The organism is Pedococcus sp. 2YAF34, assembly GCF_052114585.1.
In the GTDB taxonomy this organism is placed as follows: domain Bacteria; phylum Actinomycetota; class Actinomycetes; order Actinomycetales; family Dermatophilaceae; genus Pedococcus.
This window is the reverse complement of sequence record NZ_JBFRFA010000004.1, coordinates 27,926-54,206: the sequence shown is the minus strand read 5'-3', so window position 1 is coordinate 54,206 and position 26,281 is coordinate 27,926. Positions and strand designations below refer to the sequence as shown.

At 71.3% G+C, this 26,281-nt stretch carries 24 protein-coding genes and 1 tRNA gene; 17 read left to right on the top strand and 8 right to left on the bottom strand.

The features are described 5' to 3' along the window. Positions 1-53: 53 nt before the first annotated feature. The 6 genes from ilvD to serA all read left to right on the top strand — a co-directional run bounded on the left by ilvD (position 54) and on the right by serA (position 7,826). The gene (gene ilvD, locus AB4Z02_RS03660) at positions 54-1,769 is read left to right on the top strand and encodes a dihydroxy-acid dehydratase (RefSeq protein WP_441969367.1); all 1,716 of its coding nucleotides are present in this window, start codon (positions 54-56) and stop codon (positions 1,767-1,769) included. Between the two features lie 343 nt (positions 1,770-2,112). Beyond that, positions 2,113-3,969 (top strand): acetolactate synthase large subunit, encoded by a 1,857-nt coding sequence (locus AB4Z02_RS03655; protein WP_441969537.1) that lies wholly within the window; start codon positions 2,113-2,115, stop codon positions 3,967-3,969. A 5-nt stretch (positions 3,970-3,974) separates the two neighbouring features. After that, positions 3,975-4,487, top strand: a complete 513-nt coding sequence (ilvN, locus tag AB4Z02_RS03650) for an acetolactate synthase small subunit (protein ID WP_056884111.1) — start codon at positions 3,975-3,977, stop codon at positions 4,485-4,487. An 88-nt stretch (positions 4,488-4,575) separates the two neighbouring features. Next, complete coding sequence (gene ilvC / locus AB4Z02_RS03645; RefSeq protein ID WP_056883580.1) at positions 4,576-5,604, top strand: ketol-acid reductoisomerase; 1,029 nt, start codon at positions 4,576-4,578, stop codon at positions 5,602-5,604. Positions 5,605-5,640: 36 nt separating this feature from the next. Continuing rightward, complete coding sequence (locus tag AB4Z02_RS03640; RefSeq protein WP_441969364.1) at positions 5,641-6,117, top strand: DedA family protein; 477 nt, start codon at positions 5,641-5,643, stop codon at positions 6,115-6,117. 122 nt (positions 6,118-6,239) lie between these two features. Beyond that, complete coding sequence (gene serA / locus AB4Z02_RS03635; protein ID WP_441969362.1) at positions 6,240-7,826, top strand: phosphoglycerate dehydrogenase; 1,587 nt, start codon at positions 6,240-6,242, stop codon at positions 7,824-7,826. A gap of 100 nt (positions 7,827-7,926) precedes the next feature. On the opposite strand, the gene AB4Z02_RS03630 is transcribed toward serA, so the two are convergent. Next, on the bottom strand, positions 7,927-8,466 hold the full coding sequence (locus tag AB4Z02_RS03630) for a GNAT family N-acetyltransferase (protein ID WP_441969360.1): 540 nt from the start codon (positions 8,464-8,466) through the stop codon (positions 7,927-7,929). A 517-nt stretch (positions 8,467-8,983) separates the two neighbouring features. Here AB4Z02_RS03630 and AB4Z02_RS03625 point away from each other — a divergent pair. Together AB4Z02_RS03625 and AB4Z02_RS03620 are read left to right on the top strand one after the other, a co-directional pair. Continuing rightward, complete coding sequence (locus AB4Z02_RS03625; RefSeq protein WP_056883585.1) at positions 8,984-10,051, top strand: 3-isopropylmalate dehydrogenase; 1,068 nt, start codon at positions 8,984-8,986, stop codon at positions 10,049-10,051. An 86-nt stretch (positions 10,052-10,137) separates the two neighbouring features. Then, positions 10,138-11,247 (top strand): branched-chain amino acid aminotransferase, encoded by a 1,110-nt coding sequence (locus tag AB4Z02_RS03620; protein ID WP_441969358.1) that lies wholly within the window; start codon positions 10,138-10,140, stop codon positions 11,245-11,247. A 72-nt stretch (positions 11,248-11,319) separates the two neighbouring features. Here the strand turns inward: AB4Z02_RS03620 and AB4Z02_RS03615 are convergent, their stop codons facing one another. Beyond that, complete coding sequence (locus AB4Z02_RS03615; protein WP_441969356.1) at positions 11,320-12,057, bottom strand: M50 family metallopeptidase; 738 nt, start codon at positions 12,055-12,057, stop codon at positions 11,320-11,322. Positions 12,058-12,676: 619 nt separating this feature from the next. Between AB4Z02_RS03615 and cimA the strand changes: the two genes are divergently transcribed. Then, positions 12,677-14,257 (top strand): citramalate synthase, encoded by a 1,581-nt coding sequence (gene cimA, locus AB4Z02_RS03610; RefSeq protein WP_441969354.1) that lies wholly within the window; start codon positions 12,677-12,679, stop codon positions 14,255-14,257. A gap of 391 nt (positions 14,258-14,648) precedes the next feature. Here cimA and AB4Z02_RS03605 read toward each other — a convergent pair whose 3' ends face one another. Continuing rightward, positions 14,649-16,211: a PAS domain-containing sensor histidine kinase gene (locus AB4Z02_RS03605; RefSeq protein WP_441969352.1), complete on the bottom strand. Its 1,563-nt coding sequence runs from the start codon at positions 16,209-16,211 to the stop codon at positions 14,649-14,651. A 111-nt stretch (positions 16,212-16,322) separates the two neighbouring features. Further along, complete coding sequence (locus AB4Z02_RS03600; RefSeq protein ID WP_156399915.1) at positions 16,323-16,748, bottom strand: response regulator; 426 nt, start codon at positions 16,746-16,748, stop codon at positions 16,323-16,325. 154 nt (positions 16,749-16,902) lie between these two features. On the opposite strand from AB4Z02_RS03600, the gene AB4Z02_RS03595 reads away from it, so the two are divergent. Then, entirely contained in the window at positions 16,903-17,583 is a 681-nt protein-coding gene (locus AB4Z02_RS03595) for a response regulator transcription factor (protein WP_056883590.1), read from the top strand. A gap of 3 nt (positions 17,584-17,586) precedes the next feature. Here AB4Z02_RS03595 and argG read toward each other — a convergent pair whose 3' ends face one another. Together argG and AB4Z02_RS03585 are read right to left on the bottom strand one after the other, a co-directional pair. Beyond that, on the bottom strand, positions 17,587-19,011 hold the full coding sequence (argG, locus tag AB4Z02_RS03590) for an argininosuccinate synthase (RefSeq protein ID WP_441969349.1): 1,425 nt from the start codon (positions 19,009-19,011) through the stop codon (positions 17,587-17,589). 62 nt (positions 19,012-19,073) lie between these two features. Continuing rightward, complete coding sequence (locus tag AB4Z02_RS03585; RefSeq protein ID WP_441969347.1) at positions 19,074-19,955, bottom strand: 3-methyladenine DNA glycosylase; 882 nt, start codon at positions 19,953-19,955, stop codon at positions 19,074-19,076. A 59-nt stretch (positions 19,956-20,014) separates the two neighbouring features. Between AB4Z02_RS03585 and AB4Z02_RS03580 the strand changes: the two genes are divergently transcribed. After that, positions 20,015-20,953 (top strand): SGNH/GDSL hydrolase family protein, encoded by a 939-nt coding sequence (locus AB4Z02_RS03580; RefSeq protein ID WP_441969345.1) that lies wholly within the window; start codon positions 20,015-20,017, stop codon positions 20,951-20,953. Between the two features lie 14 nt (positions 20,954-20,967). Here the strand turns inward: AB4Z02_RS03580 and AB4Z02_RS03575 are convergent, their stop codons facing one another. Further along, positions 20,968-21,147, bottom strand: a complete 180-nt coding sequence (locus tag AB4Z02_RS03575) for a hypothetical protein (protein WP_056883594.1) — start codon at positions 21,145-21,147, stop codon at positions 20,968-20,970. A 95-nt stretch (positions 21,148-21,242) separates the two neighbouring features. On the opposite strand from AB4Z02_RS03575, the gene AB4Z02_RS03570 reads away from it, so the two are divergent. Both AB4Z02_RS03570 and AB4Z02_RS03565 read left to right on the top strand, forming a co-directional pair. Continuing rightward, a complete protein-coding gene (locus AB4Z02_RS03570; protein ID WP_441969343.1) occupies positions 21,243-22,196 on the top strand; it encodes a GlxA family transcriptional regulator in 954 nt (317 codons plus the stop codon). 18 nt (positions 22,197-22,214) lie between these two features. Further along, on the top strand, positions 22,215-22,985 hold the full coding sequence (locus AB4Z02_RS03565) for a fumarylacetoacetate hydrolase family protein (RefSeq protein ID WP_056883596.1): 771 nt from the start codon (positions 22,215-22,217) through the stop codon (positions 22,983-22,985). Between the two features lie 52 nt (positions 22,986-23,037). On the opposite strand, the gene AB4Z02_RS03560 is transcribed toward AB4Z02_RS03565, so the two are convergent. Next, positions 23,038-23,721 (bottom strand): DUF2306 domain-containing protein, encoded by a 684-nt coding sequence (locus tag AB4Z02_RS03560; RefSeq protein WP_441969341.1) that lies wholly within the window; start codon positions 23,719-23,721, stop codon positions 23,038-23,040. Positions 23,722-23,791: 70 nt separating this feature from the next. Here AB4Z02_RS03560 and gltX point away from each other — a divergent pair, with 70 nt between their 5' ends. From gltX to AB4Z02_RS03540, 4 genes are all read left to right on the top strand, one after another. Then, on the top strand, positions 23,792-25,318 hold the full coding sequence (gene gltX / locus AB4Z02_RS03555) for a glutamate--tRNA ligase (RefSeq protein WP_441969339.1): 1,527 nt from the start codon (positions 23,792-23,794) through the stop codon (positions 25,316-25,318). After that, positions 25,315-25,788, top strand: a complete 474-nt coding sequence (locus AB4Z02_RS03550; RefSeq protein WP_441969337.1) for an SRPBCC family protein — start codon at positions 25,315-25,317, stop codon at positions 25,786-25,788. Before gltX ends, AB4Z02_RS03550 begins: the two co-directional genes overlap by 4 nt. Beyond that, positions 25,785-25,997, top strand: coding sequence for a DUF2945 domain-containing protein (locus AB4Z02_RS03545; protein WP_056883599.1), 213 nt, complete (start codon positions 25,785-25,787; stop codon positions 25,995-25,997). Before AB4Z02_RS03550 ends, AB4Z02_RS03545 begins: the two co-directional genes overlap by 4 nt. Positions 25,998-26,104: 107 nt before the next feature. Next, positions 26,105-26,176: transfer RNA gene (locus AB4Z02_RS03540), tRNA-Gln, on the top strand. The last annotated feature ends 105 nt before the right edge of the window (positions 26,177-26,281 follow it).

The following is a 26,281-nucleotide window of genomic DNA, read 5'->3' as shown; positions in this document are numbered from 1 at the left end:
CGCCACGTGAGACCGGCGTCCCACGTGCTGGACCGCGGTCCTAGGATGCAGCCATGACGACCACCGAGCCCCCCACCACCGGCGTCGACATCAAGCCGCGCAGCCGCGACGTCACCGACGGCCTCGAGAAGACCGCCGCCCGCGGCATGCTCCGCGCGGTTGGCATGGGTGATGACGACTGGGTCAAGCCCCAGGTCGGGGTGGCCAGCTCGTGGAACGAGATCACGCCGTGCAACCTGTCGCTCGACCGGCTCGCCAAGGCCGTCAAGGACGGGGTGCATGCCGCAGGCGGCTACCCGCTGGAGTTCGGCACCATCTCGGTCAGCGACGGCATCTCCATGGGCCACGAGGGGATGCACTTTTCCCTGGTCAGCCGCGAGGTCATCGCCGACTCGGTGGAGACCGTGATGAACGCCGAGCGGCTCGACGGCTCGGTCCTGCTCGCGGGCTGCGACAAGTCGCTGCCCGGCATGCTCATGGCAGCCGCGCGCCTGGACCTCAGCTCGGTCTTCCTCTACGCCGGCTCGATCCTGCCCGGCATCGCGAAGCTGTCGGACGGCAGCGAGAAGACCGTGACGATCATCGACGCGTTCGAGGCCGTCGGTGCCTGCGCCGCGGGCCTCATGTCCCGCGCCGACGTCGACGCCATCGAGCGCGCCATCTGCCCGGGCGAGGGCGCCTGTGGCGGCATGTACACCGCCAACACGATGGCCTCGGTCGCCGAGGCCATCGGCATGTCGCTGCCCGGCTCGGCCGCGCCGCCGGCCACCGACCGTCGGCGCGACGGCTTCGCCCGCAAGTCCGGCGAGGCGGTCGTCGAGCTGCTGCGCCGTGGCATCACGGCCCGGGACATCATGACCAAGGAGGCGTTCGAGAACGCCATCGCCGTCGTCATGGCGTTCGGCGGATCGACCAACGCCGTCCTGCACCTGCTCGCGATCGCCCACGAGGCCGAGGTGGACCTGACCCTCGACGACTTCGCGCGCATCGGCTCGAAGGTCCCGCACCTGGCCGACGTGAAGCCGTTCGGCCAGTTCGTGATGACCGACATCGACCGTGTCGGGGGAGTGCCTGTCGTCATGCGCGCCCTGCTCGACGCCGGCCTGCTGCACGGCGACTGCCTCACGGTGACGGGCAGGACGATGGCCGAGAACCTCGCCCACATCGCGCCCCCGGACGTCGACGGCAAGGTCGTGCGCGCCATGCAGGAACCGATCCACAAGACCGGCGGCATCACCATCCTCAAGGGCTCGCTCGCCCCCGAGGGCGCCGTCGTGAAGTCGGCCGGGTTCGACTCCGACGTCTTCGAGGGCACGGCTCGTGTCTTCGACGGCGAGCGTGCCGCCATGGACGCCGTCGCAGAGGGCTCGCTCAAGGCCGGCGACGTGGTCGTCATCCGCTACGAGGGCCCCAAGGGCGGACCGGGTATGCGGGAGATGCTCGCCGTCACCGGTGCCATCAAGGGCGCGGGGCTGGGCAAGGACGTCCTGCTGCTCACCGACGGGCGGTTCTCCGGTGGCACCACCGGCCTGTGCGTCGGCCACGTGGCGCCCGAGGCCGTCGACGGCGGCCCCATCGCGTTCGTCCGCGACGGGGACCGGATCACCCTCGACGTCGCCAACGGGCTGCTCGACGTCCACGTCGACGAGGCCGAGCTGGCGCGCCGCGCCGAGGGGTTCGAGCCGCCCGCGGCGCGGTACCCCCGGGGTGTGCTCGCGAAATACCGCAAGCTCGTGGGCAGTGCCAGCGGCGGCGCCGTCTGCGGCTGACCCCTGCGGTTGACCGGCTCGGCGGTCCTGACCTGTGACTGAGACGACAGGTCCGGATCGCGAGACCGGTCGTCTCGCGCGTTGACACTGCGAAGGGGCGGGTGGAGAGTGCTCGTGTGGCACGAATTCTCGTACTTCCCTAGCGCGCAGGCCCTGGCAGACAGGGCCAGCGCGCTGCCCTCCGTTGTCCCGTGCCGGGACTGGAGGGCTTTTTTGTGAGCGAAACCGGTGTGAGCGAAACCAGTGTGAGCGAAACCAGCAGGACCAGCACGCAGAGCCAGACCGAACCGAAAGCGGTGCAGACGTGAGCGACACGAGGACGACGGCCCCCAGCCCGTCCCAGGTGGCCCAGAAGGCCCAGCAGGCGAAGCAGCAGGCGCGGGCGAACGAGCCGGTCGAGGTGACCGGCGCGCAGAGCCTGGTCCTCGCGCTCGAGGCCATGGAGGTCGACACGGTCTTCGGCATCCCGGGTGGCGCGATCCTCCCCGCCTACGACCCGCTGCTCGACTCGGTCAAGGTGCGCCACATCCTCGTGCGCCACGAGCAGGGCGCCGGCCACGCGGCCGAGGGTTACGCCAGCGCGACGGGCAAGGTGGGCGTCTGCATGGCGACCTCCGGCCCGGGGGCGACCAACCTCGTCACGGCCATCGCCGACGCCTACATGGACTCGGTCCCGGTCGTCGCGATCACCGGCCAGGTGAGCTCGGCGGCCATCGGCACCGACGCCTTCCAGGAGGCCGACATCCGCGGCATCACGATGCCGATCACCAAGCACAACTACCTCGTCACCGACGCGTCGCAGATCCCCCGCGTCGTGGCCGAGGCGTTCCACATCGCCTCGACGGGCCGCCCCGGACCGGTGCTCGTCGACATCTCCAAGGACGCACTCCAGGCCCGCACCACCTTCAGCTGGCCCCCGAAGTTCGACCTGCCGGGCTACCGCCCGGTGGCGCGTCCGCACACCAAGCAGATCCGTGAGGCGGCCCGTCTCATCGCCGCAGCCGAGCGGCCGGTGCTCTACGTCGGGGGTGGCGTGATCCGCAGCGGCGCCTCCGACGCGTTGCGCGAGTTCGTCGAGCTGACGCAGATCCCGGTCGTCACCACGCTGATGGCTCGGGGCGCGGTCCCGGACAGCCACCCGCTGCACCTCGGGATGCCGGGCATGCACGGGTCCGTCGCCGCCGTGACGGCCCTGCAGAAGTCCGACCTGCTCATCACCCTGGGGGCGCGGTTCGACGACCGGGTCACCGGGCAGCTGTCGACGTTCGCCCCGCACGCCAAGGTGATCCACGCCGACATCGACCCGGCCGAGATCTCCAAGAACCGTGTCGCGGACGTGCCGATCGTCGGCGACGTCCTCGAGGTGGTCAAGGACCTCACCCAGATGGTGTCCGCCGACCATGCGGCCGGAACGATGGGCGACTACACCGCCTGGCGTGAGCAGACGGCGGCGTGGAAGGCCGACTTCCCGCTCGGCTACTCCACCCCCGAAGGTGGGGAAACCGTTGCGCCGCAACACGTCATCGAGCGCATCGGTGCGATCAGCGGCCCCGAGTCGATCTACGTCGCCGGCGTGGGGCAGCACCAGATGTGGGCGGCGCAGTTCGTGCAGTACGAGCGCCCCAACTCCTGGCTCAACTCCGGCGGCCTCGGCACGATGGGGTATGCCGTGCCGGCCGCCATGGGCGCCAAGGTCGCCCAGCCGGACCGCACCGTGTGGGCCATCGACGGGGACGGCTGCTTCCAGATGACCAACCAGGAGCTCGCGACCTGTGTCATCAACAACATCCCGATCAAGGTGGCGGTGATCAACAACAGCAGCCTGGGCATGGTGCGCCAGTGGCAGTCGCTGTTCTACAACGAGCGCTACTCCAACACCGACCTGCACACTTCCGTCGGCAGCCGCATCCCCGACTTCGTCAAGCTCGCAGACGCGTATGGCTGCGCGGGACTTCGTTGCGAGCGTCCCGAGGACGTCGACGCGACGATCAGGGCCGCCATGGAGATCAACGACCGACCGGTCGTCATCGACTTCGTGGTCCACCGCGACGCGATGGTCTGGCCGATGGTGCCGGCGGGCGTGAGCAACGACGCGATCCAGGTCGCCAAGGACACGGCCCCGCAGTGGGATCGCGAGGAGGACGAGGCCACCGCGCAGCCCGAGGGCAACGACGGCACCGAGCGCAGGGACGGGAAGTGACCACGATGAGCAAGCACACCCTCTCGGTCCTGGTGGAGAACAAGCCCGGAGTCCTGGCGCGGATCGCCGCCCTGTTCTCCCGACGTGGCTTCAACATCGACTCGCTCGCGGTCGGTCCCACCGAGCACCCCGAGATCTCGCGGATGACGGTGGTGGTCGACGTCGAGGCCCTCCCGCTCGAGCAGGTCACCAAGCAGCTCAACAAGCTCGTCGAGGTGCTCAAGGTCGTCGAGCTCGAGCCGACCGCGTCGGTCCAGCGCGAGATCCTCCTGGTCAAGGTGCGCACCGACCTGCACAGCCGCAGCCACGTCCTGGAGACCGTCCAGCTCTTCCGGGCCAAGGTCGTCGACGTCGCCAGCGACACCCTGACGATCGAGGTCACTGGCAACCGCGACAAGCTCGCGGCCTTCCTCGAGGTCCTCGAGCCCTTCGGGGTCAAGGAGCTCGTGCAGTCGGGCATGGTGGCCATCGGGCGCGGCTCGCGCTCGATCACCGACCGGGCCCTGCGCAGCGCCTGACCCCGCGCCGTGGGAGCACGCGGCATACCGTGAACCGACCGATCCCCAAGAACCACAACGAAACCCGCAACCGAAGGAGTTGGCCACCGTGGCCGAGATGTTCTACGACGACGACGCTGACCTGAGTGTGATCCAGGGCAAGAAGGTGGCCGTCATCGGCTACGGGAGCCAGGGGCACGCCCACGCGCTCAACCTGCGCGACTCGGGGGTCGACGTCCGCGTCGGCCTGGCCGAGGGCAGCAGGAGCCGGGCGAAGGCCGAGGCCGAGGGCCTGACGGTCAAGACCGTCGGCGAGGCGGTCAAGGAGGCCGACCTCGTCGTGATCCTGACCCCCGACCAGGTGCAGCGCACGGTCTACGCCAACGAGATCGAGCCCAACCTCAAGGAGGGCGCGGCTCTGCTCTTCGGGCACGGCTTCAACATCCGCTTCGACTACATCAAGCCGCGCGCCACCTCCGACGTGCTCATGGTCGCCCCCAAGGGGCCCGGCCACCTCGTGCGCCGCGAGTACGTCGACGGCCGCGGCGTGCCGGTGCTCCTGGCCGTCGAGCAGGACCCGTCCGGCACCGCGTGGGACCTCGCGAAGTCCTACGCCAAGGCGATCGGCGGCCTGCGTGCCGGCGGCATCAGGACGACCTTCACCGAGGAGACCGAGACGGACCTCTTCGGCGAGCAGGCGGTCCTCTGCGGTGGTGCGAGCCAGCTGGTCCAGTACGGCTTCGAGACCCTCACCGAGGCGGGTTACCAGCCGGAGATCGCCTACTTCGAGGTGCTCCACGAGCTCAAGCTCATCGTCGACCTCATGGTCGAGGGCGGCATCGCCAAGCAGCGCTGGTCGGTCTCCGACACGGCCGAGTACGGCGACTACGTCTCCGGCCCGCGCGTCATCGACCCGCGGGTGAAGGAGAACATGCAGGCGGTGCTCGCCGACATCAAGAACGGCGCGTTCGCCAAGCGCTTCATCGAGGACCAGGACGCCGGCGCCCCGGAGTTCACGTCCCTGCGCGAGAAGGGTGCCCAGCACCCGATCGAGGCCACGGGCAAGGACCTGCGCAAGCTCATGTCGTGGATCAAGGACACCGACAACGACTACGTCGAGGGCTCCGCGGCCCGCTGACCGGACGGTGTTCCACGGCGCCCTAGGGTGGGCGCCGTGGACCACCTCGTCGACGGCTGGCCGTATGCGGCCGTGTTCGCCCTGTTCTTCGCCAGCGGCGTGGCACGGTCCCACCTGACCTACTGGGCCGGTCGCGGGCTGCGCCACGGAGGTGGGCGCAGCCGCCTCGCGGGTCACCTCGACCGTCCCGTCGTGGCCCGGGCAGAGGGCGTGGTCCGCAGGCTGGGTGCGCCGGTCGTGACGCTGTCGTTCCTCACGGTCGGCCTGCAGACCGCCGTCAACGCCGCGGCCGGGTCGCTGCGGATGCCGATGTCGCGCTACCTGCCGGCGACGGTGGTGGGTTCGCTCGCCTGGGCCGCCCTCTACACGACCGTGGGGTTCGCGGTGGCCCGGGCGTGGGTGGACGGCCTCGCCTGGCCCTGGGCGGTCGGCGGTCTGGCCGCCGTGGCGCTGCTCGTCGCGACCTCTCTGGCTGTGGGTTCCCGGCTGCGCCGCAGGCCTGCCGCGGTGTGACGTGCGTTCCAGATGTCGAGCCACTGCATCCACATGGTGAGAGCGCGCCTATGCTGGCGACGGCACAGCGCGGTGCCGGAACACCTTCTGACCACGCCCTTCCCACCCCAGAGGACTGACCTGTGAGCAAGCCGATCGTCCTGATCGCCGAGGAACTCTCGCCCGCCACCATCGACGCCCTCGGGCCCGACTTCGAGGTGCGCAACGTCGACGGCGCGTCCCGCGAGGCCCTGCTGCCGGCGCTGGCCGACGTCGACGCCGTGCTGATCCGCTCCGCCACGAAGATGGACGCCGAGGCCATCGCCGCGGCGAAGAACCTCAAGGTCATCGCCCGCGCCGGCGTGGGCCTGGACAACGTCGACGTCCCGGCCGCGACGCAGGCCGGTGTGATGGTCGTCAACGCCCCGACCTCCAACATCACCTCCGCCGCAGAGCTCGCGGTCGGCCTCCTGCTCTCCACGGCCCGCAACATCGCCCCCGCCAACCAGGCGCTCAAGGGTGGCGCGTGGAAGCGCAGCAGGTACGGCGGCGTCGAGCTGCTCGACAAGAAGGTCGGCGTCGTCGGCTTCGGCCGGATCGGCCAGCTCGTCGCCGAGCGGCTCAAGGGCTTCGGCGTCGAGATCCTCGCCTACGACCCGTACGTCTCGGCGCAGCGCGCGGGGCAGCTCGGCGCCCAGCTCGTCACGCTCGACGAGCTCCTCGAGCAGAGCGACTTCATCACCGTCCACCTGCCCAAGAGTCCCGAGACCCTCGGCCTCATCGGCAAGGAGGCGCTCACCAAGGTCAAGCCCACCGTGCGCATCATCAACGCCGCCCGCGGCGGCATCGTCGACGAGGAGGCCCTGGCCGAGGCACTGCGCGAGGGCCGCGTCGCGGGCGCGGGCATCGACGTCTTCGCCAAGGAGCCCACGACGGAGAGCCCGCTCTTCGAATTCGAGTCCGTCGTCGTGACCCCGCACCTCGGTGCCTCCACCGACGAGGCGCAGGAAAAGGCCGGCGTGGCCGTGGCGAAGTCGGTGCGGCTCGCCCTCGGTGGCGACCTGGTGCCGGACGCCGTCAACGTGTCAGGTGGCGCCGTGCCCGAGGAGGTCCGCCCGGGCATCGCGCTCGTGGAGAAGCTCGGCCGCATCTTCACCTCGCTCGCGGGGTCGGTGCCGGTGCAGCTCGACGTCGACGTCAAGGGTGAGATCACCGCGCACGACGTCTCGATCTGGAAGCTGGCTGCCCTCAAGGGCCTGTTCACCGACGTGACCGAGGACCCGGTGACCTACGTCAACGCGCCGCTGCTCGCGGAGCAGCGCGGCTGCGAGGTGCGGCTGCTGACCGACCCGTCGACGCAGGACTTCCGCAACGTCACCACCCTGCACGGCACCCTGGCCGACGGCTCGTCGGTCAGCGTCTCGGGCACCCTCACCGGCCCGCGGCTGATCGAGAAGATCGTGGGCGTCAACGGGTTCGACATCGAGGTGCCGCTCACCGACCACCTCGCGTTCTTCACCTACGTCGACCGCCCCGGCGTCATCGGCACGGTGGGTCGCCTGCTCGGTGACGCGCAGGTCAACATCGCCGGAATGCAGGTCGCCCGCAACGAGAAGGGCGGCCAGGCGCTCGTCGCCCTGACCGTCGACAGCGCGATCCCGGCCGACGTCCTGCAGGCCATCGTCTCCGAGGTGGGGGCCGAGGTCAGCGTGGTCGACCTCGCCGGCTGACCTCTGACACACCCGGTGCCGTGAGGCATCCCGGTACGCCGCCCGCTCACCCGAGCGGGCGGCGTACCCGTGTGCGGGTCGCAGGCGGGACCCGGCTGGGTCAGCCGCGCGGGGGACCGTCGTGGAGGACGCGGTTGAACAGCAGGCTGTCGCGCCAGTCGCCGTCGAGGTAGAGGAACGCCGGGATCCGGCCCACCTCCTCGAAGCCGCACCGGCGCAGGACGCCCTGGGAGGCGACGTTGGCCACCATGGTGCTGCCACCGAGGCGGTGCAGCCCCAGGTCGTGGCCGCGCTGCACCAGGTGCTGCAGCAGGGCGACGGCCAGGCCGCGGCGCAGGTGGCCGTGGTCGACCCAGTAGCCCACGTCGGCGCCGCGCATCGCCCCCATGACGATGTTCTGGAGGTTGGCGGACCCGACGACGTCGTCCCCGTGCCACAGCAGCCAGCAGTCGAAGAGCCCGAGCTCGACCTGGCGCAGGCGCCCCGCGACCACCTCACGCTGGCCCGCCTCGGTGAAGAAGGACTCTGGGCGCGAGGGCTCCCAGGGGCGCAGGTGCTCGCGGTTGCGGGCTGCGGCGGCGGCCAGGGCGGGGGAGTCGTCCGCCGACAGGGGGCGCAGGACGTAGCCATCGGCGAGCACCGGCCCACCCTAGGACGCCGCGGCGGACGGGGAAGCCCCAGGACCGCCCTCCCGTCCAGAGGCGTCTCACTGCGTGGGAACCGGGTACCGAATAGTTGGACGTCCACCTAATCTCGAAGACATGGCGCAGCGGTTCGTAATTCTTATCCGCCGCGGCGAGCTCCGGTAGTCAGCCACCTCGCCGCGGAGATCCCGCGTGCACGGCTGACCGTGGCACCCCGTCATCCGGGAGTGGCCCCCGCAGAGCTCCACCCCATCCCCAGACATCCAATCCCTGTGTCGCACAGGGAGATCCGCGAAGGACTGATCCGCATGAGCGAAGAGGCACAGAAGGCACGTCAGGCACTGCAGGAGTCGATGGACCTGCGCGAGCAGGGCCACTCCGACGACTGACGCAGCCCCATCACCGCGGGTGCGACAGTGCACCCCACGACGAACGGCCCCAGGCAGCGCGCCGGGGCCGTTCGTCATGTGAGACGTCGATATCAGACTGCAAGACCCCTCCTAGGCTGCCTCCATGGCTCCGCACCCCACCGCCCCTGACACCGTCAACCTCGCCGTCATCGGCGGGGACGGCATCGGGCCCGAGGTCGTCGCCGAGGGCCTCAAGGTGCTCGACGCCGTGACCGGTGGCTCCGGTCCCAAGGTGCACACCACCGACTACGACCTGGGGGCGCGTCGCTGGCACGCCACGGGCGAGACCCTGCCGGACTCGGTCCTGGACGAGCTGCGCGGCCACGACGCGATCCTGCTCGGGGCGATCGGCGACCCGACGGTCCCGAGTGGTGTCCTCGAGCGCGGGGTGCTGCTGCCGCTGCGGTTCGCGTTGCAGCACTACGTCAACCTGCGGCCGGCCAAGCTCTACCCCGGCGTCCAGAGCCCGCTGGCGGTCGAGCGGGTCGCCCCCGACGGCATCGACTTCGTCGTCGTGCGTGAGGGCACGGAGGGGCCCTACGTCGGGAACGGTGGCTCGCTGCGTACCGGCACGCCGCAGGAGATCGCCACCGAGGTGAGCATCAACACCCGTTTCGGGGTGGAGCGCGTCGTCCGCGACGCCTTCGCCCGCGCCGCGGCGCGGCCGCGCAAGCACCTCACGCTGGTGCACAAGCACAACGTCCTGACCCACGCAGGGCACCTGTGGCGCCGGACCGTCGAGGAGGTCGGCGCGGAGTTCCCCGACGTCGAGACCGCCTACCAGCACGTCGACGCCGCGACGATCTTCCTGGCGACCGACCCGGGCCGGTTCGACGTCATCGTCACCGACAACCTGTTCGGCGACATCATCACCGACATCGCGGCGGCCATCGCCGGCGGCATCGGCCTCGCGGCGAGCGGCAACATCAACCCCGAGCGCACCACCCCGAGCATGTTCGAGCCGGTGCACGGGTCGGCTCCCGACATCGCGGGCCAGGGCAAGGCCGACCCCACTGCGACGATCCTGTCGGTCTCCATGCTGCTGGAGCACCTGGGGCTGCCCGAGGCGTCCGCCGCGGTCGAGCGCGCGGTCGCCGCGGACCTCGCAGAGCGCGGCGACCGGGTACGCAGCACCACCGAGGTCGGCGACGCGATCGCCTCCCGCCTCTGAGTCGCGGCTGCGCTGAGTCTCCTGCCGGGGGTGCCAGCCAGGCAGGTAACCTCGGCAGGAGATCCGCAACGACGCAGGAGGACTCCATGAGCCAGACCACCGCCCCGCTGACCTTCGAGGTCACCCGCCGCACCGACCCGCGGCCGGAAGCGGAGCGCGAGGCGGTACTGGCCAACCCCGGGTTCGGAACCACGTTCACCGACCACATGGTCACGGCGACGTGGACCAAGGGGCAGGGGTGGCACGACGGCAAGGTGACGGCATACGGGCCCATCTCCCTCATGCCGTCGGCGGCGGTCCTGCACTACGCCCAGGAGATCTTCGAGGGCATGAAGGCCTACCGGCACGAGGACGGGTCGATCTGGACCTTCCGCCCCGAGGCCAACGCCCAGCGCATGATCCGCAGCGCCCGCCGGATGACCCTCCCCGAGCTGCCGGAAGAGGACTTCATCGCCTCGCTCAAGGCGCTCGTCGAGGTCGACCAGGCGTGGGTGCCGTCCGGCACGACGGGGGAGGCGAGCCTCTACCTGCGCCCGTTCATGTACGCGTCGGAGGCCTTCCTCGGGGTCCGCCCTGCCGCCGAGGTGACGTACTCGGTCATCGCCTCCCCGGCAGGCGCGTACTTCAGCGGCGGCATCAAGCCGGTGACGCTGTGGCTCACCACCGACTACGCCCGCGCGGGGGACGGCGGCACCGGCGCCGCCAAGTGCGGCGGCAACTACGCCTCCAGCCTGGCCGGCCAGCTCGAGGGCATCGAGCACGGCTGCGACCAGGCGGTGTTCCTCGACGCCTCGACGCACACCTACGTCGAGGAGCTCGGCGGCATGAACCTGTTCTTCGTGACGCGCGACAACCGGCTCATCACCCCCGAGCTCACCGGTTCCATCCTCGAGGGCGTCACCCGGTCGTCGGTGCTGGCCCTCGCCAAGGAGATGGGCCTCGAGCCCGAGGAGCGGCGCATCCCCATCCAGGAGTGGAAGGACGGCGCCGCCAGCGGCGAGATCACCGAGATCTTCGCGTGCGGCACGGCAGCCGTGATCACGCCGGTCGGCGAGCTGCGGTGGGAGGGCGGGAGCTGCGACCACCGGGGCGGCGTCGACTACGGGCCGGTCACCCGCGCCATCCGCGAGAAGCTGCTCGACATCCAGTACGGCCGCGCCGAGGACACCTACCACTGGCTCACCCGCCTGGCCTGACGCAAGCTGCGGCTGCGCGCCGGTCCATGACGGGCCGGCGCGCTGTCGTGTCCGGCCCGTGGCCGGGAGGCCTCACACCATCGCGAGGACGCTGCGCAGCGCCCACCAGCTCGCGGCGGCCAGCACGACGACGTACCCGGCGTTCCAGGTCCACGCCGGGAGGTGGGTGAGGCGGGCGAGCACCCCCGGGTCGGAGCCGGGGGAGGGTTGGGCCACGACGGCGCCGAGGTGCCGCCAGGCCCCGACCAGCAGGAAGATGCCCACACCCAGGACCACCGCACCCTGGAGCCTGGCACCGCCCTGCCACGACAGCGCGCCGGTCACCACGGTCAGCGCGACCATGACGACAGCCGTGTAGAGCGACCGCACCCGGACGAGGCAGGCGATCAGCACCAGTCCGGTCGCGGCCAGGGCGGGTGGCGCCCATCCCGCGCCCGCGGCATGGACCGCGAACGCGCCCACCAGGGCCGGAGCCGGGTACCCCGCCCAGGTCGACAGGACCCGGCCGATGCCTCGCGCCGGGCCGACGGTGACGGCGTGGCCCGACATGTCGCCGCGCAGAACCAGTCCGGTGAACCTTCGCCCGAACAGCATCCCCACGAGGCCGTGCCCGAGCTCGTGGACGACGGTCACCACGACCCGCGACCGCAGCCACAGGGCCGGCACGCCGATGACCACGACCACGGTCACCAGCACCGTCCAGAGCCCGCTCGTGGTCGGGGTCGACAGCGGCTCGGGCTGCAGCCGGGCGCTCACCTGGTTCCAGAGGTCGCTGCCGGTGGTCGACGGGGCCAGGGAGGTCGGGTGCACCGGGACATCCTCCCGGTCGAGGCTGTGCAGCCCCCACCGGGCTGGGTGCGGACGGGGCATCGGGCGGGGTAGCACCCGAGGCGGCGGCGCTCATACCCCGAAGTCCCAGACCTCGGGGCATGAGCGGGCTTTTGACCCGAAGTCCCAGACCTCGGGGCATGGGGGCCGGTGTTGGCCCGAGGTCCCAGACCTCGGGGCATGGGGGCCGGTGTCGGCCCGAAGTCCCAGACTTCGGTGCAAGGTGCAAGGCGCGGGGGCGGGTATGGGGCCGGGGTGTCGGTCCCGGGTTCGGGGGCGGGGTATGGCCGCCGAGGGCGGGGTATGGCGCGGGGTGACCACGATCCGGACCGGGGGTTCAACCTGCGGACGTCGCGTGTCACAGTGCTCTCGTGACCTCCTGGCACATGGCGACCGCCATGGTGATTATCGACTAGCGCGACGAGACCTCCTCGTCGCGCAGACCTCCCGCACCCGGGGGGTCTTTTGCTTTGTCAGGACCTCCGCCGGTCGCCACCCCCGGCCACGGAGGCGCGGCGGCGGAGAATGAACCACCAGGACCCACGGCCTGTGAAGCCACCCAGCACCACCCGACTCCGATGACCCGACGGGAACCACCACGATGAGCGACCTGCACGTCTACGACACCACCCTGCGCGACGGTGCGCAGCAGGAGGGACTCAACCTCTCCGTGTCGGACAAGCTCGCCATCGCGGCGCACCTCGACGAGCTGGGGGTCGGCTTCATCGAGGGTGGCTGGCCGGGCGCCAACCCGAAGGACACCGAGTTCTTCGCCCGCGCCCAGCAGGAGCTGCGGCTGCGCAACGCCACGCTCGCGGCGTTCGGGGCGACCCGGCGGGTCGGCGGTCGCGCGGCCGACGACCCGCAGGTCCGCGCCCTCCTTGACTCCGGCGCGTCCGTCGTCACCCTCGTCGCCAAGTCGCACGTCCGGCACGTCGAGACGGCCCTGCGCACGACGGTGCAGGAGAACCTCGAGATGGTGCGCGACACCGTCTCGTTCCTGACCGCGGAGGGCCGGCGCGTCTTCCTCGATGCAGAGCACTTCTTCGACGGGTATGCCGCGGACCGCGGCTACGCCCTCGAGGTGGTCCGCGCGGCGATGGAGTCGGGCGCCGAGGTGGTGGCGCTGTGCGACACCAACGGCGGCATGCTCCCCGACCAGGTGGCCGCGGTCGTCGCCGACACCGTCGGCACCACGTCGGCCCGCGTCGGCATCCACTGCCACAACGACACCGGCTGCGCCGTGGCCAACTCGATGGCCGCGGTCGAGGCGGGCGCGACGCACGTGCAGGGGACGGTCAACGGGTACGGCGAGCGCACCGGCAACGCCGACATCCTCACCGTCGTGAGCAACCTGCAGATCAAGCGCGGGCTGCCGTTGCTGGAGACCGGGCGTCTCCGGGAGGCGACGCGAATCGCCCATGCCATCAGCGAGATCACCAACGTCCCGCCCTACAGCCGCCAGCCCTACGTCGGCGCGAGCGCGTTCGCCCACAAGGCCGGTCTGCACGCCAGCGCCATCCGGATCGACCCCGACCTCTACCAGCACACCGACCCCGTCCACGTCGGCAACGACATGCGCATGCTCGTCTCCGACATGGCCGGCCGTGCGAGCATCGAGCTCAAGGGCCGAGAGATGGGCTACGACCTGGCCGGCAACGACGAGCTGCTCTCGCGGGTCCTCGCGACGGTCAAGGACCTCGAGCTGCGCGGCTACACCTTCGACGCCGCGGACGCGTCCTTCGAGCTGCTCCTGCGTCGCGAGGTCGAGGGCCACGGCTACGAGTTCTTCGACGTCGAGTCGTGGCGCGTGATCACCGACGCCCGAGGCAACGAGGACGCACTGTCCGAGGCCACCGTCAAGGTGCGCGCAGGGGGTGAGCGCGTCGTGGCCACCGGCGAGGGCAACGGACCGGTGAACGCCCTCGACCACGCGCTGCGGCAGGCGCTCATGCCGGCCTACCCGGAGCTGGCCAAGCTCGAGCTCATCGACTTCCGCGTGCGCATCCTCGACGCTGCGCACGGCACGGATGCGGTGACCCGCGTCCTCATCGAGACCTCGGACGGGCAGACCTCGTGGGAGACCATCGGGGTGGCCGGCAACATCCTCGAGGCGTCCTGGCGGGCGCTCGTCGAGGGGGTCACCTACGGACTGGTCCGGGCCGGGGTGCCCGTCCGGTAGGGCGTGAGGCCGGCGGTCGTCCATCGCCGTGTCCCGAAAAGGGGACGAGCACCGATCGGCCCCGGTTGCAGGGGGGTAGGGCCGAACGGTGCTCGTCACGCGAGCTCCGGTGCGCATGACGCGAGGGGGACCACCCGAGCTCTTGGCACCAGTCTGGCCGGTGTCGCAGGGGGGTGAACCGATGCCTGCGTCGCATCTCCACTAGTACATCGACACCAGGAACGGTGTCGGGAGGTCGAGCGCCGGCCGGCCCTCAGGGGACGCAGGCCGACCGGCGTACCACCACGATGCGCCAGCGTTCACCTGCCGTCACGGTGCCCCCGCCCCAGCCCCTCTAGTGCGCACGCACCCTACGGTGCCCCACCCCGCGTGTCCCGCGCCGTGTGGTGCCTCAGCCACGGGCGGCGGTGGAGGTCGACGCGTCCGGAATGCCTTGGGCGAAGCCGAGACTCGTGCTCCGGCTCGCCGCGAGGGTGAGGCCGAGACCCGCCCCGAGGCCCGGAGCCGCCGCTGGTGCTGCCGTCGGGCCGGGGAGCCAGAGCGACACGAGCGTGCCACCCAGCGGGCTGTCCCCGACCGTGCAGTGGCCGCCTGCGAGCGTGGCGCGGTCGCGCATGCCGGAGACACCCCGGTGTCCGGGGGCCGAGGCGCCGAGGGCATCCCCGGGGCCGACGCCGTCGTCGTGGACCTCGACCTGCAGGCCACCGTCGACCGCGGCGAGCGCCACCTGCACCTGAGTGGCCCGGGCGTGCTTGAGGACGTTGACGAGGGCCTCTTTGGTGATGCGGTAGGCGACTGCCCGGGTCGCCTCCGGCATCACCGGCTCGGAGCTGCCGTCCACACGGGCCCGCACGCCGGTGCCCTCGTAGATCTCCTCGGTGGCCCGCTGGAGCGCTCCGGCGAGCCCGCTGACCGAGAGCTCGGGGGGCTCGAGGTCGAACAGCAGTGACCGCAGCCGGTCGGTCGCCGCTCCCAGGGTCTCCTGCAGCCCGTCGAGCTCGGACATCAGCGAGGGGGCCTGTTCACGAAGTCGCTTGCGCAGCAGGCCCATGCGCAGGTCGACGGCCGCGACGGCCTGCACCGGGTCGTCGTGCACGTCGGCTGCGATCCGCGCGCGCTCGGCGTCCTGGGCGTCCACGAGCCGGGTGAGGAGCGCGGTCCGCTGCTCGAGGAGGTCGGCCATGGCCCGGTCGGCGGCGACCCGATCGCTGATGTCGCGCTGCACGGTGGCGAGGGCGAACGGGGCGCCGGTGGCCACGTCGAACATGAGGAAGCTGGCGACGGCCACCGGGATCGCGTGCCCGTCCTGGTGCTTGAGCGTCGTCTCGCCCTCGAAGTGGCCGTCGCGGACGACCGCGGGCTGCTCGACCTCCACGGACAGCTCGAGCCCTTCCGGCGTGAGGTAGTCGGAGATCGTCGTCGCGGACACGTCGGCGTCCAGGGCCATGCCGATGAGCTTGCGCCCACCGGGGTTGACGTACTCCACGGCGCCGTCGAGGTCGGCGATGGCGATGAAGTCGGGGGAGGCCTCGACGAGCGCCTTGAAGCGGCTCAGGTCAGCGGCCAGCTCGAGGGTGCGACGAGCCTGTGCGCGCGCCTGGGCCTCGGCGCGACGTTGCTCCGTCACGTCGGTCGCGATGCCCACGGCCCCGGTCAGCACCCCGGCCTCGTCGTGGATCGGCTCGAAGTACAGCGCCAGCCGGCGCCCGAGGTACTCGCGCTCGCCGTGGTATCGCTCGCCGGACAGTGCCGCGTCGAGCGCCTCCGTGCCGAGCGGGTCGTCGCGGTAGACCTCGCGCAGGTTCTGGCCGACCAGCTCGCCCGGGGCGAACCCGAGGGCCGCCAGGCCGGGGCCGACCGAGGTCGTGCACGTCCCGTTCGCGTCCATCCCGAAGACGACCTGCGGGCCGACCTCGATCCCGCCCTCGGCCGACAGCCACGTGTCCTGTGTCATCCCGCGGTCCCCTCACGTCGTCCTGCACGAGCCACGCGGCCACCCACCCCGGCCACTCGTGGCCCATCGTAGGCATGACGCGGTGCAGGCACCACGGTGCGACGCAGGGCGTCAGCGGTCCAGCAGCAGCCTCAGGGCGCCGGCACCGGACCCGGTGGCGAGGACGACCTCGCCCGCGGCGCAGCGCGCCAGCACCTCGGGCAGGGTCTCCCCGATCCTGCCCTTGGCCAGGTAGCCGACAGCGCCCGCCCGCACCATGGCAGCCACCGTGCCGGCGGACGTCTCGGCCGACACCGCCACCACGGCTGGCGGGGAGGGCAGGGCGTGCAGGGCCCGGACCGCGGCCGGGCCGCCCCCGGGCATGCGCACGTCGAGCAGGGCGACGTCGACGTCCATCTCCCCGGCGAGGCGGATGGCGTCGTCCCCGGTCGTCACGGTGCCGACGACGGTGAAGCGGTCGTCGGAGTCGACGACGTGGGCCAGGGCCCCGAGCATCTGGGGGTGGTCGTCGGCGATGAGCACACGAACCGCTGACACGTGCCTGCCTGTCTGTCCTGGAGGGGGGCGCGGGGACGGCTGGGTCGACGACACCTGGAAGGTCAATGGTCGCGCTCGCGGGCCCCGGCCGGGCAGTGCGCGCGCGCCGGGGGGCCTAGTGCATGGATACTAGGCGCGGAGGAGGGGCCCATCCATGAGTGAAGCCGACGGTGCGCACCGCATGCACCGGACCGACCAGCCGATCAGGGTGCTGATCGTCGACGACCACGAGGTGATGGCGGCGAGCCTTGCCCGTGTGCTGGAGGACGAGCCCGACATCGTCTCCGTCGGCGTGGCCGCAACCCTGGCCCAGGCCCGCGCGCGGGTGCAGTCCAGCGCGCCCGACGTGCTCGTCCTCGACCGGCGGCTGCCCGACGGCGACGGTGTCGACGCCATCGCCGACCTGAAGGCCCTGCGCCCCAGCATGAACGTCCTGGTGCTCACGGGGTCGAGCTCGGACGACGTGCTCGTGCGGGCGCTGCAGGCCGGCGCGGCCGGCTTCCTCTCCAAGACCCGCAGCCTCGCCGAGGTGACGTCGGCGGTGCGGGCGGCGTCGCAGGGTGAGGCCTCGGTCTCGGCCGAGATGCTCGCGCGGCTGCTCCCACGGCTGACGAGGGTCAACGCGCCCGCCCCCACGCTCACGCGTCGGGAGGAGGAGGTGCTGGCGATGCTCGCCCAGGGCCTGTCCAACGCGGCGATCGCGGAGGAGCTGACGGTGAGCGTCAACACGGTCCGCAACCACGTCGCCAACCTGTCGGCGAAGCTCGGCGCCCACAGCAAGCTGGAGGCGATGTCGATCGCGATCCAGCGCGGCCTGCTCTCGCCGCCGCAGTAGCCGTCAGTCGGTGCCGAACTCGATCGCCGCGCGGTCGAGCGCCTCGTCATCGCCCTCGGACTTCACGAACGGGTTGGACGAGATCGCCTTGGCACCACCGGGCTCGAGGTCGCCCACGAGCGCCTGGTGCCGCGCGACCAGCTGGCCCTGCGCGGCATACAGCTCGAGCTTGGCCCGCGAGTCGGCGATGTCGAGGTTGCGCATCGTGAGCTGGCCGATCCTGTCGACGGGACCGAACGCTGCGTCCTCGGTGCGCTCCATCGACAGCTTCTCGGGGTGGTAGCTGAACGCCGGGCCGGTCGTGTCGACGATGGAGTAGTCGTCGCCGCGACGCAGCCGCACGGTGACCTCACCGGTGACCGCGGAGGCGACCCAGCGCTGCAGCGACTCGCGCAGCATGAGTGACTGCGGGTCGAGCCAGCGGCCTTCGTAGAGCAGTCGTCCGAGGCGGCGGCCCTCTGCGTGGTAGTTCGCGATCGTGTCCTCGTTGTGGATCGCGTTGAGGAGGCGCTCGTAGGTGAGGTGCAGCAGGGCCAGGCCGGGCGCCTCGTAGATGCCGCGGCTCTTGGCCTCGATGATGCGGTTCTCGATCTGGTCGGACATGCCGAGCCCGTGCCTGCCGCCGACGGTGTTGGCCTCGTGGACGAGCGCGACGGCGTCCCCGCCGAAGTCGTTGCCGTTGATGGCGACCGGGCGACCCTGCTCGAACCGCACGGTGACGTCCTCGGGGGCGATCGCCACCGACTCGTCCCAGAACCGCACACCCATGATCGGCTCGACGACCTCCATCGACTCCGAGAGGAACTCGAGCGTCTTGGCCTCGTGCGTCGCACCCCAGATGTTGGCGTCCGTCGAGTACGCCTTCTCGGCGCTGGCGCGGTAGGGAAGGTCGCGCGCGGTGAGCCACTCGGACATCTCGTGGCGTCCGCCGAGCTCGTTGACGAAGTCGGCGTCGAGCCACGGCTTGTAGATGCGCAGCGAGGGGTTGGCCAGCAGTCCGTAGCGGTAGAAGCGCTCGATGTCGTTGCCCTTGAAGGTGGAGCCGTCGCCCCAGATGTCGACACCGTCCTCCTTCATGGCGCGCACGAGCAGCGTGCCGGTCACGGCGCGGCCGAGCGGCGTGGTGTTGAAGTAGGTGCGGCCACCGCTGCGGATGTGGAACGCGCCGCAGGCCACCGCGGACAGACCCTCCTCGACCAGCGCGCTGCGGCAGTCGACGAGGCGCGCGAGCTCGGCGCCGTACTGGCCGGCGCGGCTGGGCACCGTGTCGATCTCGGGCTCGTCGTACTGCCCGAGGTCGGCGGTGTAGGTGCAGGGGACCGCACCCTTCTCACGCATCCAGGCAACAGCGACCGAGGTGTCCAGACCGCCGGAGAAGGCGATCCCGACACGCTCACCAACGGGCAGGGACGTCAGAACTTTGGACACGGCGCCCAGACTAGGGCCCCGGCCGTCGCGGCCACGAAACGGACCACCCTGCGGGCGCCGGCTCACGCGGGCGCGAGGGCGCGCACGGCGTCGATCGCGGCGACGAGCCGGTCGCGCAGCAGCTGGCCGCGCTCGGCGAACCCGCGCTGCGCCGCGGCGTACTCCGCCCTCCCGGCCGGTGTCTCCACCCGGACGGGCGCGTAGCCGAGGGTGGAGAGGTCGTACGGCGAGGCGCGCATGTCGAGCTCGCGGATCGCCCGGGCGTGGTCGAAGCAGTCGAGGACGAGGTCGCCGGGGACCGCGGGCGCGAGCTTCATGGCCCACTTGTAGAGGTCCATCCCGGCATGGAGGCAGCCGGGCTGCTCGAGGGCGACCTGCGTCTCGCGCGTCGGCTGCAGCAGGTTGAGCGAGCGCGCCGGCGGCGTGTAGAAGCGGAACGCGTCGAAGTGGGTGCACCGGATCTGCAGGCCGTCGACCACGGCGTCGGTCCCGTCGGCACCGAGGCGCAGGGGCCAGTCGCGGTGCCGCACCTCGTCGACGTCCTGGCGGTAGACCATGGCCCACTCGTGCAGACCGAAGCAGCCGAGCTGGGCAGGCCGGGCGGCGGTCGCTGTGAGCAGCTCGCGGACGAACTCCGCGGTCCCACCGCGGGCGGCCAGGTATCCCGCGACGTCCAGCTCCACGTCGCGCCCCACCTCGCGGTAGTGCTTCCACCCGGCGCGGGGGAGCCCGGCGGCGTCCTCGAGGACCACGCCCGGGCCCGGGTGCCAGCGACGCAGGAGCGCGGGCCGGAACGGGTAGTAGGTGAAGAGGAAGTCCTCGACGGGGTGGGCGACCCGGTCGCTGCGGCGGCCGCGGTGCGCCTCGGTGGCCCCGTCGGCCCGCTGCTCGTGGGAGAGCTCCAGGGCACGCCACAGCTCACGCGTCAGCACCAGGGACTCCATCGCCGGCAAGGGTAACCCGCACGGCCGGGCTCCCAGCAAGGCGTGGCACCGTGGCCCCCATGAGCAGACGGACCCTCGCCGCGGTGGTGACGGTGCTCGTGCTGCTCGTCGGCGCGGGGACCGTCGTCGGCTTCGCGTCCGGCCGCTTCAGTGACACTCCCCAGGCCGGCGGGACGTCCGCGCCGCCGACGACGTCGGCCGACGTGCCTCGGGCCGGGGAGGCCGTCACCACCCCGGGCCCGGCTCCGTCAGGGACGGGTTACCACCTCGCCCTGGGGGACTCGCTCGCCGCCGGTTTCCAGAACGGCAGCGACCACCGCACGCAGGGCTACGTCGGCGCCGTGCGCAAGGCGGTCGAGGTCCGCGACGGCCCGACCGAGCTGGTCAACCTCGCCTGCTCCGGTGAGACGACGACCTCGATGCTGCGGGGTGGCGGGTGCACCTACGACCGGGGCACGCAGCTGGCCGAGGCGGAGCAGTTCCTGCGGGCCCATGCGGCCGACGTGCGCCTGGTGACCCTCGACATCGGCGGCAACGACGTCGCCCGGTGCGGCTTCGGCGGGCTCGAGCCGTCGTGCACGGGGCCGGCGCTCGCGACTCTGAGGACCAACCTGCCCCAGATCACGAGCCGGCTGCGCGCTGCGGCCCCGCACGTGCAGGTCGTCGTCCTCAACTACTACGACCCGTTCCTGGTGCTCGACCTGTTGGGGAACTCGGGTGGGACGGGTCCGGGGCAGCGGTCGGTGGCCGAGCTCGCCAAGGTCAACGCCAGCATCGCCGGCAGCGCGCGGGCCAGCGGTGCGCGGGTGGCCGACGTCGCGAGCGCCTTCGACACCACCGTCACGACCCCGACGGTCGTCAAGGACATCGGCACCCTGCCGACCAACCTCGCCCGCATCGTCACGTGGACGTGGATGGCCCCGCCGCGCTTCGACTTCCATGCCAATGACGCGGGCTACGCGGTGATGGCGCGAGCTGTGGTGCGCCAGCTGCGCTGAGCTCGGGGGGAGGTTCAGGCGCGGTGGGCCTCGACGTCGTGCAGCACGCGGTCGACGTCGTGGTCGAGGTCGATGAAGGCGATCGTGGAGTCTGCGCCGTGCGGTGCGCGGGGCAGCGACCACGTACGGCGGTGGTGCCGCTCGAGGGCGGCGACGACGGTGGTGACGAAGGCCAGGAGCAGGAGAATGGTCATGTCAGTAATCATGCGCTCGGCAAGATCCAGCCACGAGTGGCAGAACTGACGCACAAGGCACTATTTCTGCCATGTGACGTGGCACCATGGACGGTATGGCGCTCACGACGGTCGCAGCCCTGGCCTCCAACCCCATGGCCATGTTCGAGATGTCGGTGGCGTGCGAGGTCTTCGGCCTCGACCGCACCGACGACGGGGTGCCGCCCTTCACCTTCCTCACCTGCGGCGAGCGCGCGGGCGCACCGGTGGACACGACCAGCGGCGGCCAGTTCGTCCCCAGCCACACGTGGGCCGACGCCGTCGACGCCGACCTGGTGGTCATCCCCGCCGGGGGCGTCCGCGACGAGTACCCCGAGGCGCTGCTCGAGACGATCCGCGAGGCGCACCGCCGGGGCGCCACCATCCTGTCCATCTGCACGGGCGCGTTCGTGCTGGGGGAGACGGGCCTGCTGGACGGACGCAGCGCCGTGACGCACTGGCGCTACGCCGACGAGTTCGCCCGGCGCTTCCCCCGCACACGGGTCTCGATGGACGTCCTGTATCTCGACGAGGGGTCGATCATCACCGGCGCCGGGACCGCCGCCGGCATCGACGCCTGCCTGCACCTCGTACGCCGCGAGCTCGGCTCCGCGGTCGCGACCCGGATCGCGCGCCGGATGGTGGTACCGCCCCAGCGCGACGGCGGCCAGCGCCAGTACGTCGAGTCGCCGCTGCCCGAGACCAGCTGCGAGAGCATCCAGCCGGTGCTCAACCACATCACCGAGAACCTCGACGAGCCGCACACCGTGCCCGACCTCGCGCGGCTGGCGATGATGTCCGAGCGCACCTTCGCCCGGCGGTTCGTCGCCGAGACCGGGACGACGCCGCACCGCTGGATCGTGCAGCAGCGCGTGCTGCGTGCCCGCGAGCTGCTGGAGCAGACGGACCTCCCGGTCGACTCGGTGGCCACCCACAGCGGCTTCGGCTCGGCGGCACTGCTGCGCACGCACTTCCAGTCCGTGGTCGGCACCTCGCCCCAGCGCTACCGCCGGGAGTTCTCCGCGCGGTAGGCGGTTAGTCTCGGGTGCATGCGCATCGCGAGATTCACGACGGGTGAGGACCCGGTCTTCGGGCTGGTCGACGGGGCAGGGGAGAAGATCGCTGAGATCACCGGCGACCCGCTCTACACGAAGATCGAGCTGACCGGGGTGACACACCTCGTCGAGGACGTGCGGCTGCTCGCGCCGGTCATCCCGCGCAGCAAGGTCATCGGCATCGGCAAGAACTACGCCGACCACGCCAAGGAGATGGGTGGCGAGGCGCCGGCCGAGCCGCTGATGTTCCTCATCCCCAACACCGCGGTCGTGGGCCCCGGCGAGCCCGTGGTCATCCCCGACCTGACCACCGAGGTCCACTACGAGGGCGAGCTCGCGGTGGTGATCGGCCGGCTGTGCAAGGACATCGAGCCGCAGGAGGTCCCCAAGGTCGTCTTCGGCTACACCTGCGCCGACGACGTGACCGCGCGCGACCTGCAGCGTGGCGACGGCCAGTGGGCGCGCGCCAAGGGCATGGACACCTTCTGCCCGATCGGGCCCTGGATCGAGACCGACCTCGACCCTGCCGACCTGAGGCTGCGCACGCGCCGCGACGGCGAGGTCGTCCAGGACGGCACGACGGCTGACATGGTCCACGACGTCGCTGCCCTGGTCTCCCACGCCTCGAAGGCGTTCACCCTGCTGCCCGGTGACGTGATCCTCACCGGCACGCCGGCCGGGGTCGGCCCGGTCGAGGAGGGCCAGCGGGTCGAGGTCGAGATCGAGGGCATCGGCACCCTGTCCAACCCGTTCGTCCGCCGCTGAGGCGAGGTGTGGCGTGGGGCCGGCCCCGCGCCGTACCCCTCACCTGACCGGCTCACCCGTCGAGGGCGGGGGTGCGGCGCAACCACCACTCGGCGAACGCCACGTGCATGGTCAGCCCCAGCCAGAACGCCACACCGAAGGTGGCCCGCAGCGGCATCGTGCGGTCCTGCATACCCAACAGGCCGAGCTCGATCCCGGTGAACACCCCCACCCAGATGCGGATCGTGGCCACGCCCACCCCGACGGCGAACGCACGCACCATCCACCGGCGGTGCTGCGCCACGTGTCCGCCCCGGATGGCCAGGAAGGCCAGCACCAGGCACGCGACGAACCACGACCCGAACACCAGGGTTGCCGTCGTCTCGGCGCCGCCGCCCCAGGCGAAGACGATGCCGAGGACGACGGACAGCGCGCCCGACAGCAGGGCGCACCCGAGCAGCACCCGACCCAGCCGCCGGTGCAGGGTGTAGTGCCGGCTCCTGAAGCGGTGCGACAGCTGGAGCGGCGCCCCGAGCAGGTACACGACGCCCGGCACCATGTGCCCGTAGGCCAGCCACGGGTGCGCGACGTACTTCTCGGCGAGGTCGTCGTCCGGCACGGTGCCGTCGAGGACGTGGGGCGCGTCCGTGACGAGGCGTCGGACGAAGAACACCAGCACGATCGTCACCAGGACGCCGATCACGACCGCCACCGGCCGCGGCCGTCCCGTGCGCCCCTGCTGCGCCACCCCCGCCACGCTGGCAGTCTGGGCCGGTCCGCCCCGGAAAGCCACCCCCTGCGGTTCGCTCCCTAGAATCGGGTCCACCATGAGTGAGCAGACCCCCACCGCCCCCCGCCTGCGCGTCGCCCCGTCCCCGACCGGCGACCCCCACGTCGGCACCGCCTACATGTCCCTGTTCAACCTGGCGTTCGCGCGCCAGCAGGGTGGCAGGTTCGTGCTGCGCATCGAGGACACCGACCGCGCACGGTTCCGGGAGGACAGCGAGCGGCAGGTCTTCGACACGCTGCACTGGCTGGGGCTGCAGTGGGACGAGGGGCCGGACGTCGGTGGCGCCTACGCGCCGTACCGCCAGTCCGAGCGCCTCGACACCTACCGCCCGTACGTCGAGCGGCTCCTCGCCGAGGGCAAGGCGTACCACTGCTGGTGCTCCACCGAGCGGCTCGCCACGATGCGCGAGATCCAGCAGAAGTCCAAGCAGCCCACCGGGTACGACCGCCTCTGCCACGGCAAGACGCGCGAGGAGCGGGCGCAGCTGCCGGGGTTCTCCGAGACCCCCGTCGTGCGGATGCTCGTGCCCGAGGACGTACAGCTGCACTTCGAGGACCTCATCCGCGGCCGGGTCTCCGCGCCCCGCCCCGACGACCAGGTGATCCTCAAGGCCGACGGGTTCCCGACCTACCACCTTGCCGTCGTCGTCGACGACCACGAGATGGGCATCACCCACGTCGTGCGCGGCGAGGAGTGGATCTCCAGCACTCCCAAGCACATCCTGCTCTACCGCTGGCTCGGGCTGGAGCCGCCGAAGTGGGCGCACATGCCCCTGCTGCGCAACACCGACAAGTCCAAGATCTCCAAGCGCAAGAACCCCGCGGCACGGCTGACGTGGTTCCGCGAGGAGGGCTACCTCCCTGAGGCGCTGGTCAACTTCCTCGCTCTGCTGGCCTACCCGCCGAAGGAGGGGGAGAGCGGCGAGGACGTCGAGGTCTTCACCTTCGAGGAGTTCTCGGCCGACTTCGACTGGCGCAAGGTCAACCCCGTCGGACCGATCTTCGACCTCAAGAAGCTCGAGTGGCTCAACGGGGTGCACATCCGCCAGCTGCCCGTCGAGGAGCTCGCCTCGCGCCTGCTGCCCTACCTCGAGCGCGCGGGCGTCCTGCCGGCGGACCCCAGCCTCGGGCAGCTCGCGCGGCTGGCCAAGGTCACCGAGCTGATCCAGACCCGCATGGCCCTGCTGACCGAGGCCGCCGCCCTGGTCGGGCCCTTCTACGTCGGTGACGACGAGGTCGTCGTGGCCGACGACGCGCGGGCGCAGCTGAAGGACGACGCCGGCGCGGTGCTGACCGCGGCCGTCGAGGCCCTCACCGCCGTCGACGACTCGCGTGGCGGCGTCCTCGGCGACGAGAGTGCGTGGAACGCGGCGGCGATCGAGGCGGCCCTGCGATCGGCCATCGTCGAGGGCATGGGCATCAAGCCGAAGTTCGCGTTCGGCCCGTTGCGCACGGCGGTGTCGGGCCAGCGCATCAGCCCGCCGCTGTTCGAGTCGATGGAGATCCTGGGCAAGGCCTCGACCCTGGCGCGCCTGACCCGCCTGCGCGACGAGCTCGCGGCATGAGCCGGGTCGTCTCGTCGTCCATCGACGTCGACGCCCCGGCCGCGACCGTGTTCGCGATCCTGGCCGACCCGCGCCAGCACGCCCGCATCGACGGTTCCGGCTCGGTGCGCGACACCGTGTCAGGGCCGCAGCGGCTGGAGCGCGGGGCGACGTTCGGTGTCGACATGAAGCTGGCCGGGGTGCCCTACCGCATCAGCAACCAGGTCGTGGAGTTCGAGGAGGGCCGGCTCATCGCCTGGCGGCACTTCGGCGGCCACCGCTGGCGCTACGAGCTCGAGCCGACCGCCGAGGGCGGCACCCGCGTGACGGAGTCGTTCGACTACTCCATGTATGCCGCGCCGCAGCGACTGCTCATCGAGGCGCTCGGCTTCCCTGCGCGCAACCGTCGCGGCATCGAGCAGACGCTGGTCACGCTGAAGTCCGTCGCCGAGGCCGACGCCCGCACCGCTCGAGAAGGAGATCGCCGATGAGCCTGCGCAAGGGAAGCTCCGTCTCCTGGTCCTGGGGCCAGGGGACGGCCGAGGGGACCATCGCCGAGGTCCACCACGATAAGGTCACGAGGACCGTCAAGGGGTCCGAGATCACCCGCGACGGCAGTGATGACGACCCTGCCTACGTCATCGAGCAGGAGGACGGCACGACCGTCCTCAAGCTGCGCAGCGAGCTCCGCGAGTCCTGACCGCAGTGGCCGGCGGGAGCCGATTTGGGCAGGGTCCGGCCGACCGGTAGTATCGCTTCTCGGTTCACCCCCTGAAGGCCTTCGGGCGCGCGGGGCGTGATACCCCTTGGGGTATGGTGTAATTGGCAACACTACGGTTTCTGGTACCGTCATTCTAGGTTCGAGTCCTGGTACCCCAGCTCAGGCGCAAGTCCCTTGGGACACACGCCGATTCGGAGAAATCCCCAACCTTTCGGTAAGGTTCTCTCCGCTGCCCGGAGCCGCAAGGCGCCGGGCGACCAGCT

Bases quoted from the DNA above. Each gene is read 5' to 3' on its own strand.
- AB4Z02_RS03545 (WP_056883599.1), top strand. From the start codon at position 25,785: ATGAGCCTGCGCAAGGGAAGCTCCGTCTCCTGGTCCTGGGGCCAGGGG.
- AB4Z02_RS03585 (WP_441969347.1), bottom strand. From the start codon at position 19,955: ATGGAGTCCCTGGTGCTGACGCGTGAGCTGTGGCGTGCCCTGGAGCTC.
- AB4Z02_RS03620 (WP_441969358.1), top strand. From the start codon at position 10,138: ATGAGCCAGACCACCGCCCCGCTGACCTTCGAGGTCACCCGCCGCACC.
- AB4Z02_RS03565 (WP_056883596.1), top strand. From the start codon at position 22,215: ATGCGCATCGCGAGATTCACGACGGGTGAGGACCCGGTCTTCGGGCTG.
- AB4Z02_RS03570 (WP_441969343.1), top strand. From the start codon at position 21,243: ATGGCGCTCACGACGGTCGCAGCCCTGGCCTCCAACCCCATGGCCATG.
- AB4Z02_RS03575 (WP_056883594.1), bottom strand. From the start codon at position 21,147: ATGACCATTCTCCTGCTCCTGGCCTTCGTCACCACCGTCGTCGCCGCC.
- AB4Z02_RS03550 (WP_441969337.1), top strand. From the start codon at position 25,315: ATGAGCCGGGTCGTCTCGTCGTCCATCGACGTCGACGCCCCGGCCGCG.
- ilvD (WP_441969367.1), top strand. From the start codon at position 54: ATGACGACCACCGAGCCCCCCACCACCGGCGTCGACATCAAGCCGCGC.
- AB4Z02_RS03605 (WP_441969352.1), bottom strand. From the start codon at position 16,211: ATGACACAGGACACGTGGCTGTCGGCCGAGGGCGGGATCGAGGTCGGC.
- cimA (WP_441969354.1), top strand. From the start codon at position 12,677: ATGAGCGACCTGCACGTCTACGACACCACCCTGCGCGACGGTGCGCAG.
- ilvN (WP_056884111.1), top strand. From the start codon at position 3,975: ATGAGCAAGCACACCCTCTCGGTCCTGGTGGAGAACAAGCCCGGAGTC.
- gltX (WP_441969339.1), top strand. From the start codon at position 23,792: ATGAGTGAGCAGACCCCCACCGCCCCCCGCCTGCGCGTCGCCCCGTCC.
- AB4Z02_RS03595 (WP_056883590.1), top strand. From the start codon at position 16,903: ATGAGTGAAGCCGACGGTGCGCACCGCATGCACCGGACCGACCAGCCG.
- AB4Z02_RS03580 (WP_441969345.1), top strand. From the start codon at position 20,015: ATGAGCAGACGGACCCTCGCCGCGGTGGTGACGGTGCTCGTGCTGCTC.
- AB4Z02_RS03625 (WP_056883585.1), top strand. From the start codon at position 8,984: ATGGCTCCGCACCCCACCGCCCCTGACACCGTCAACCTCGCCGTCATC.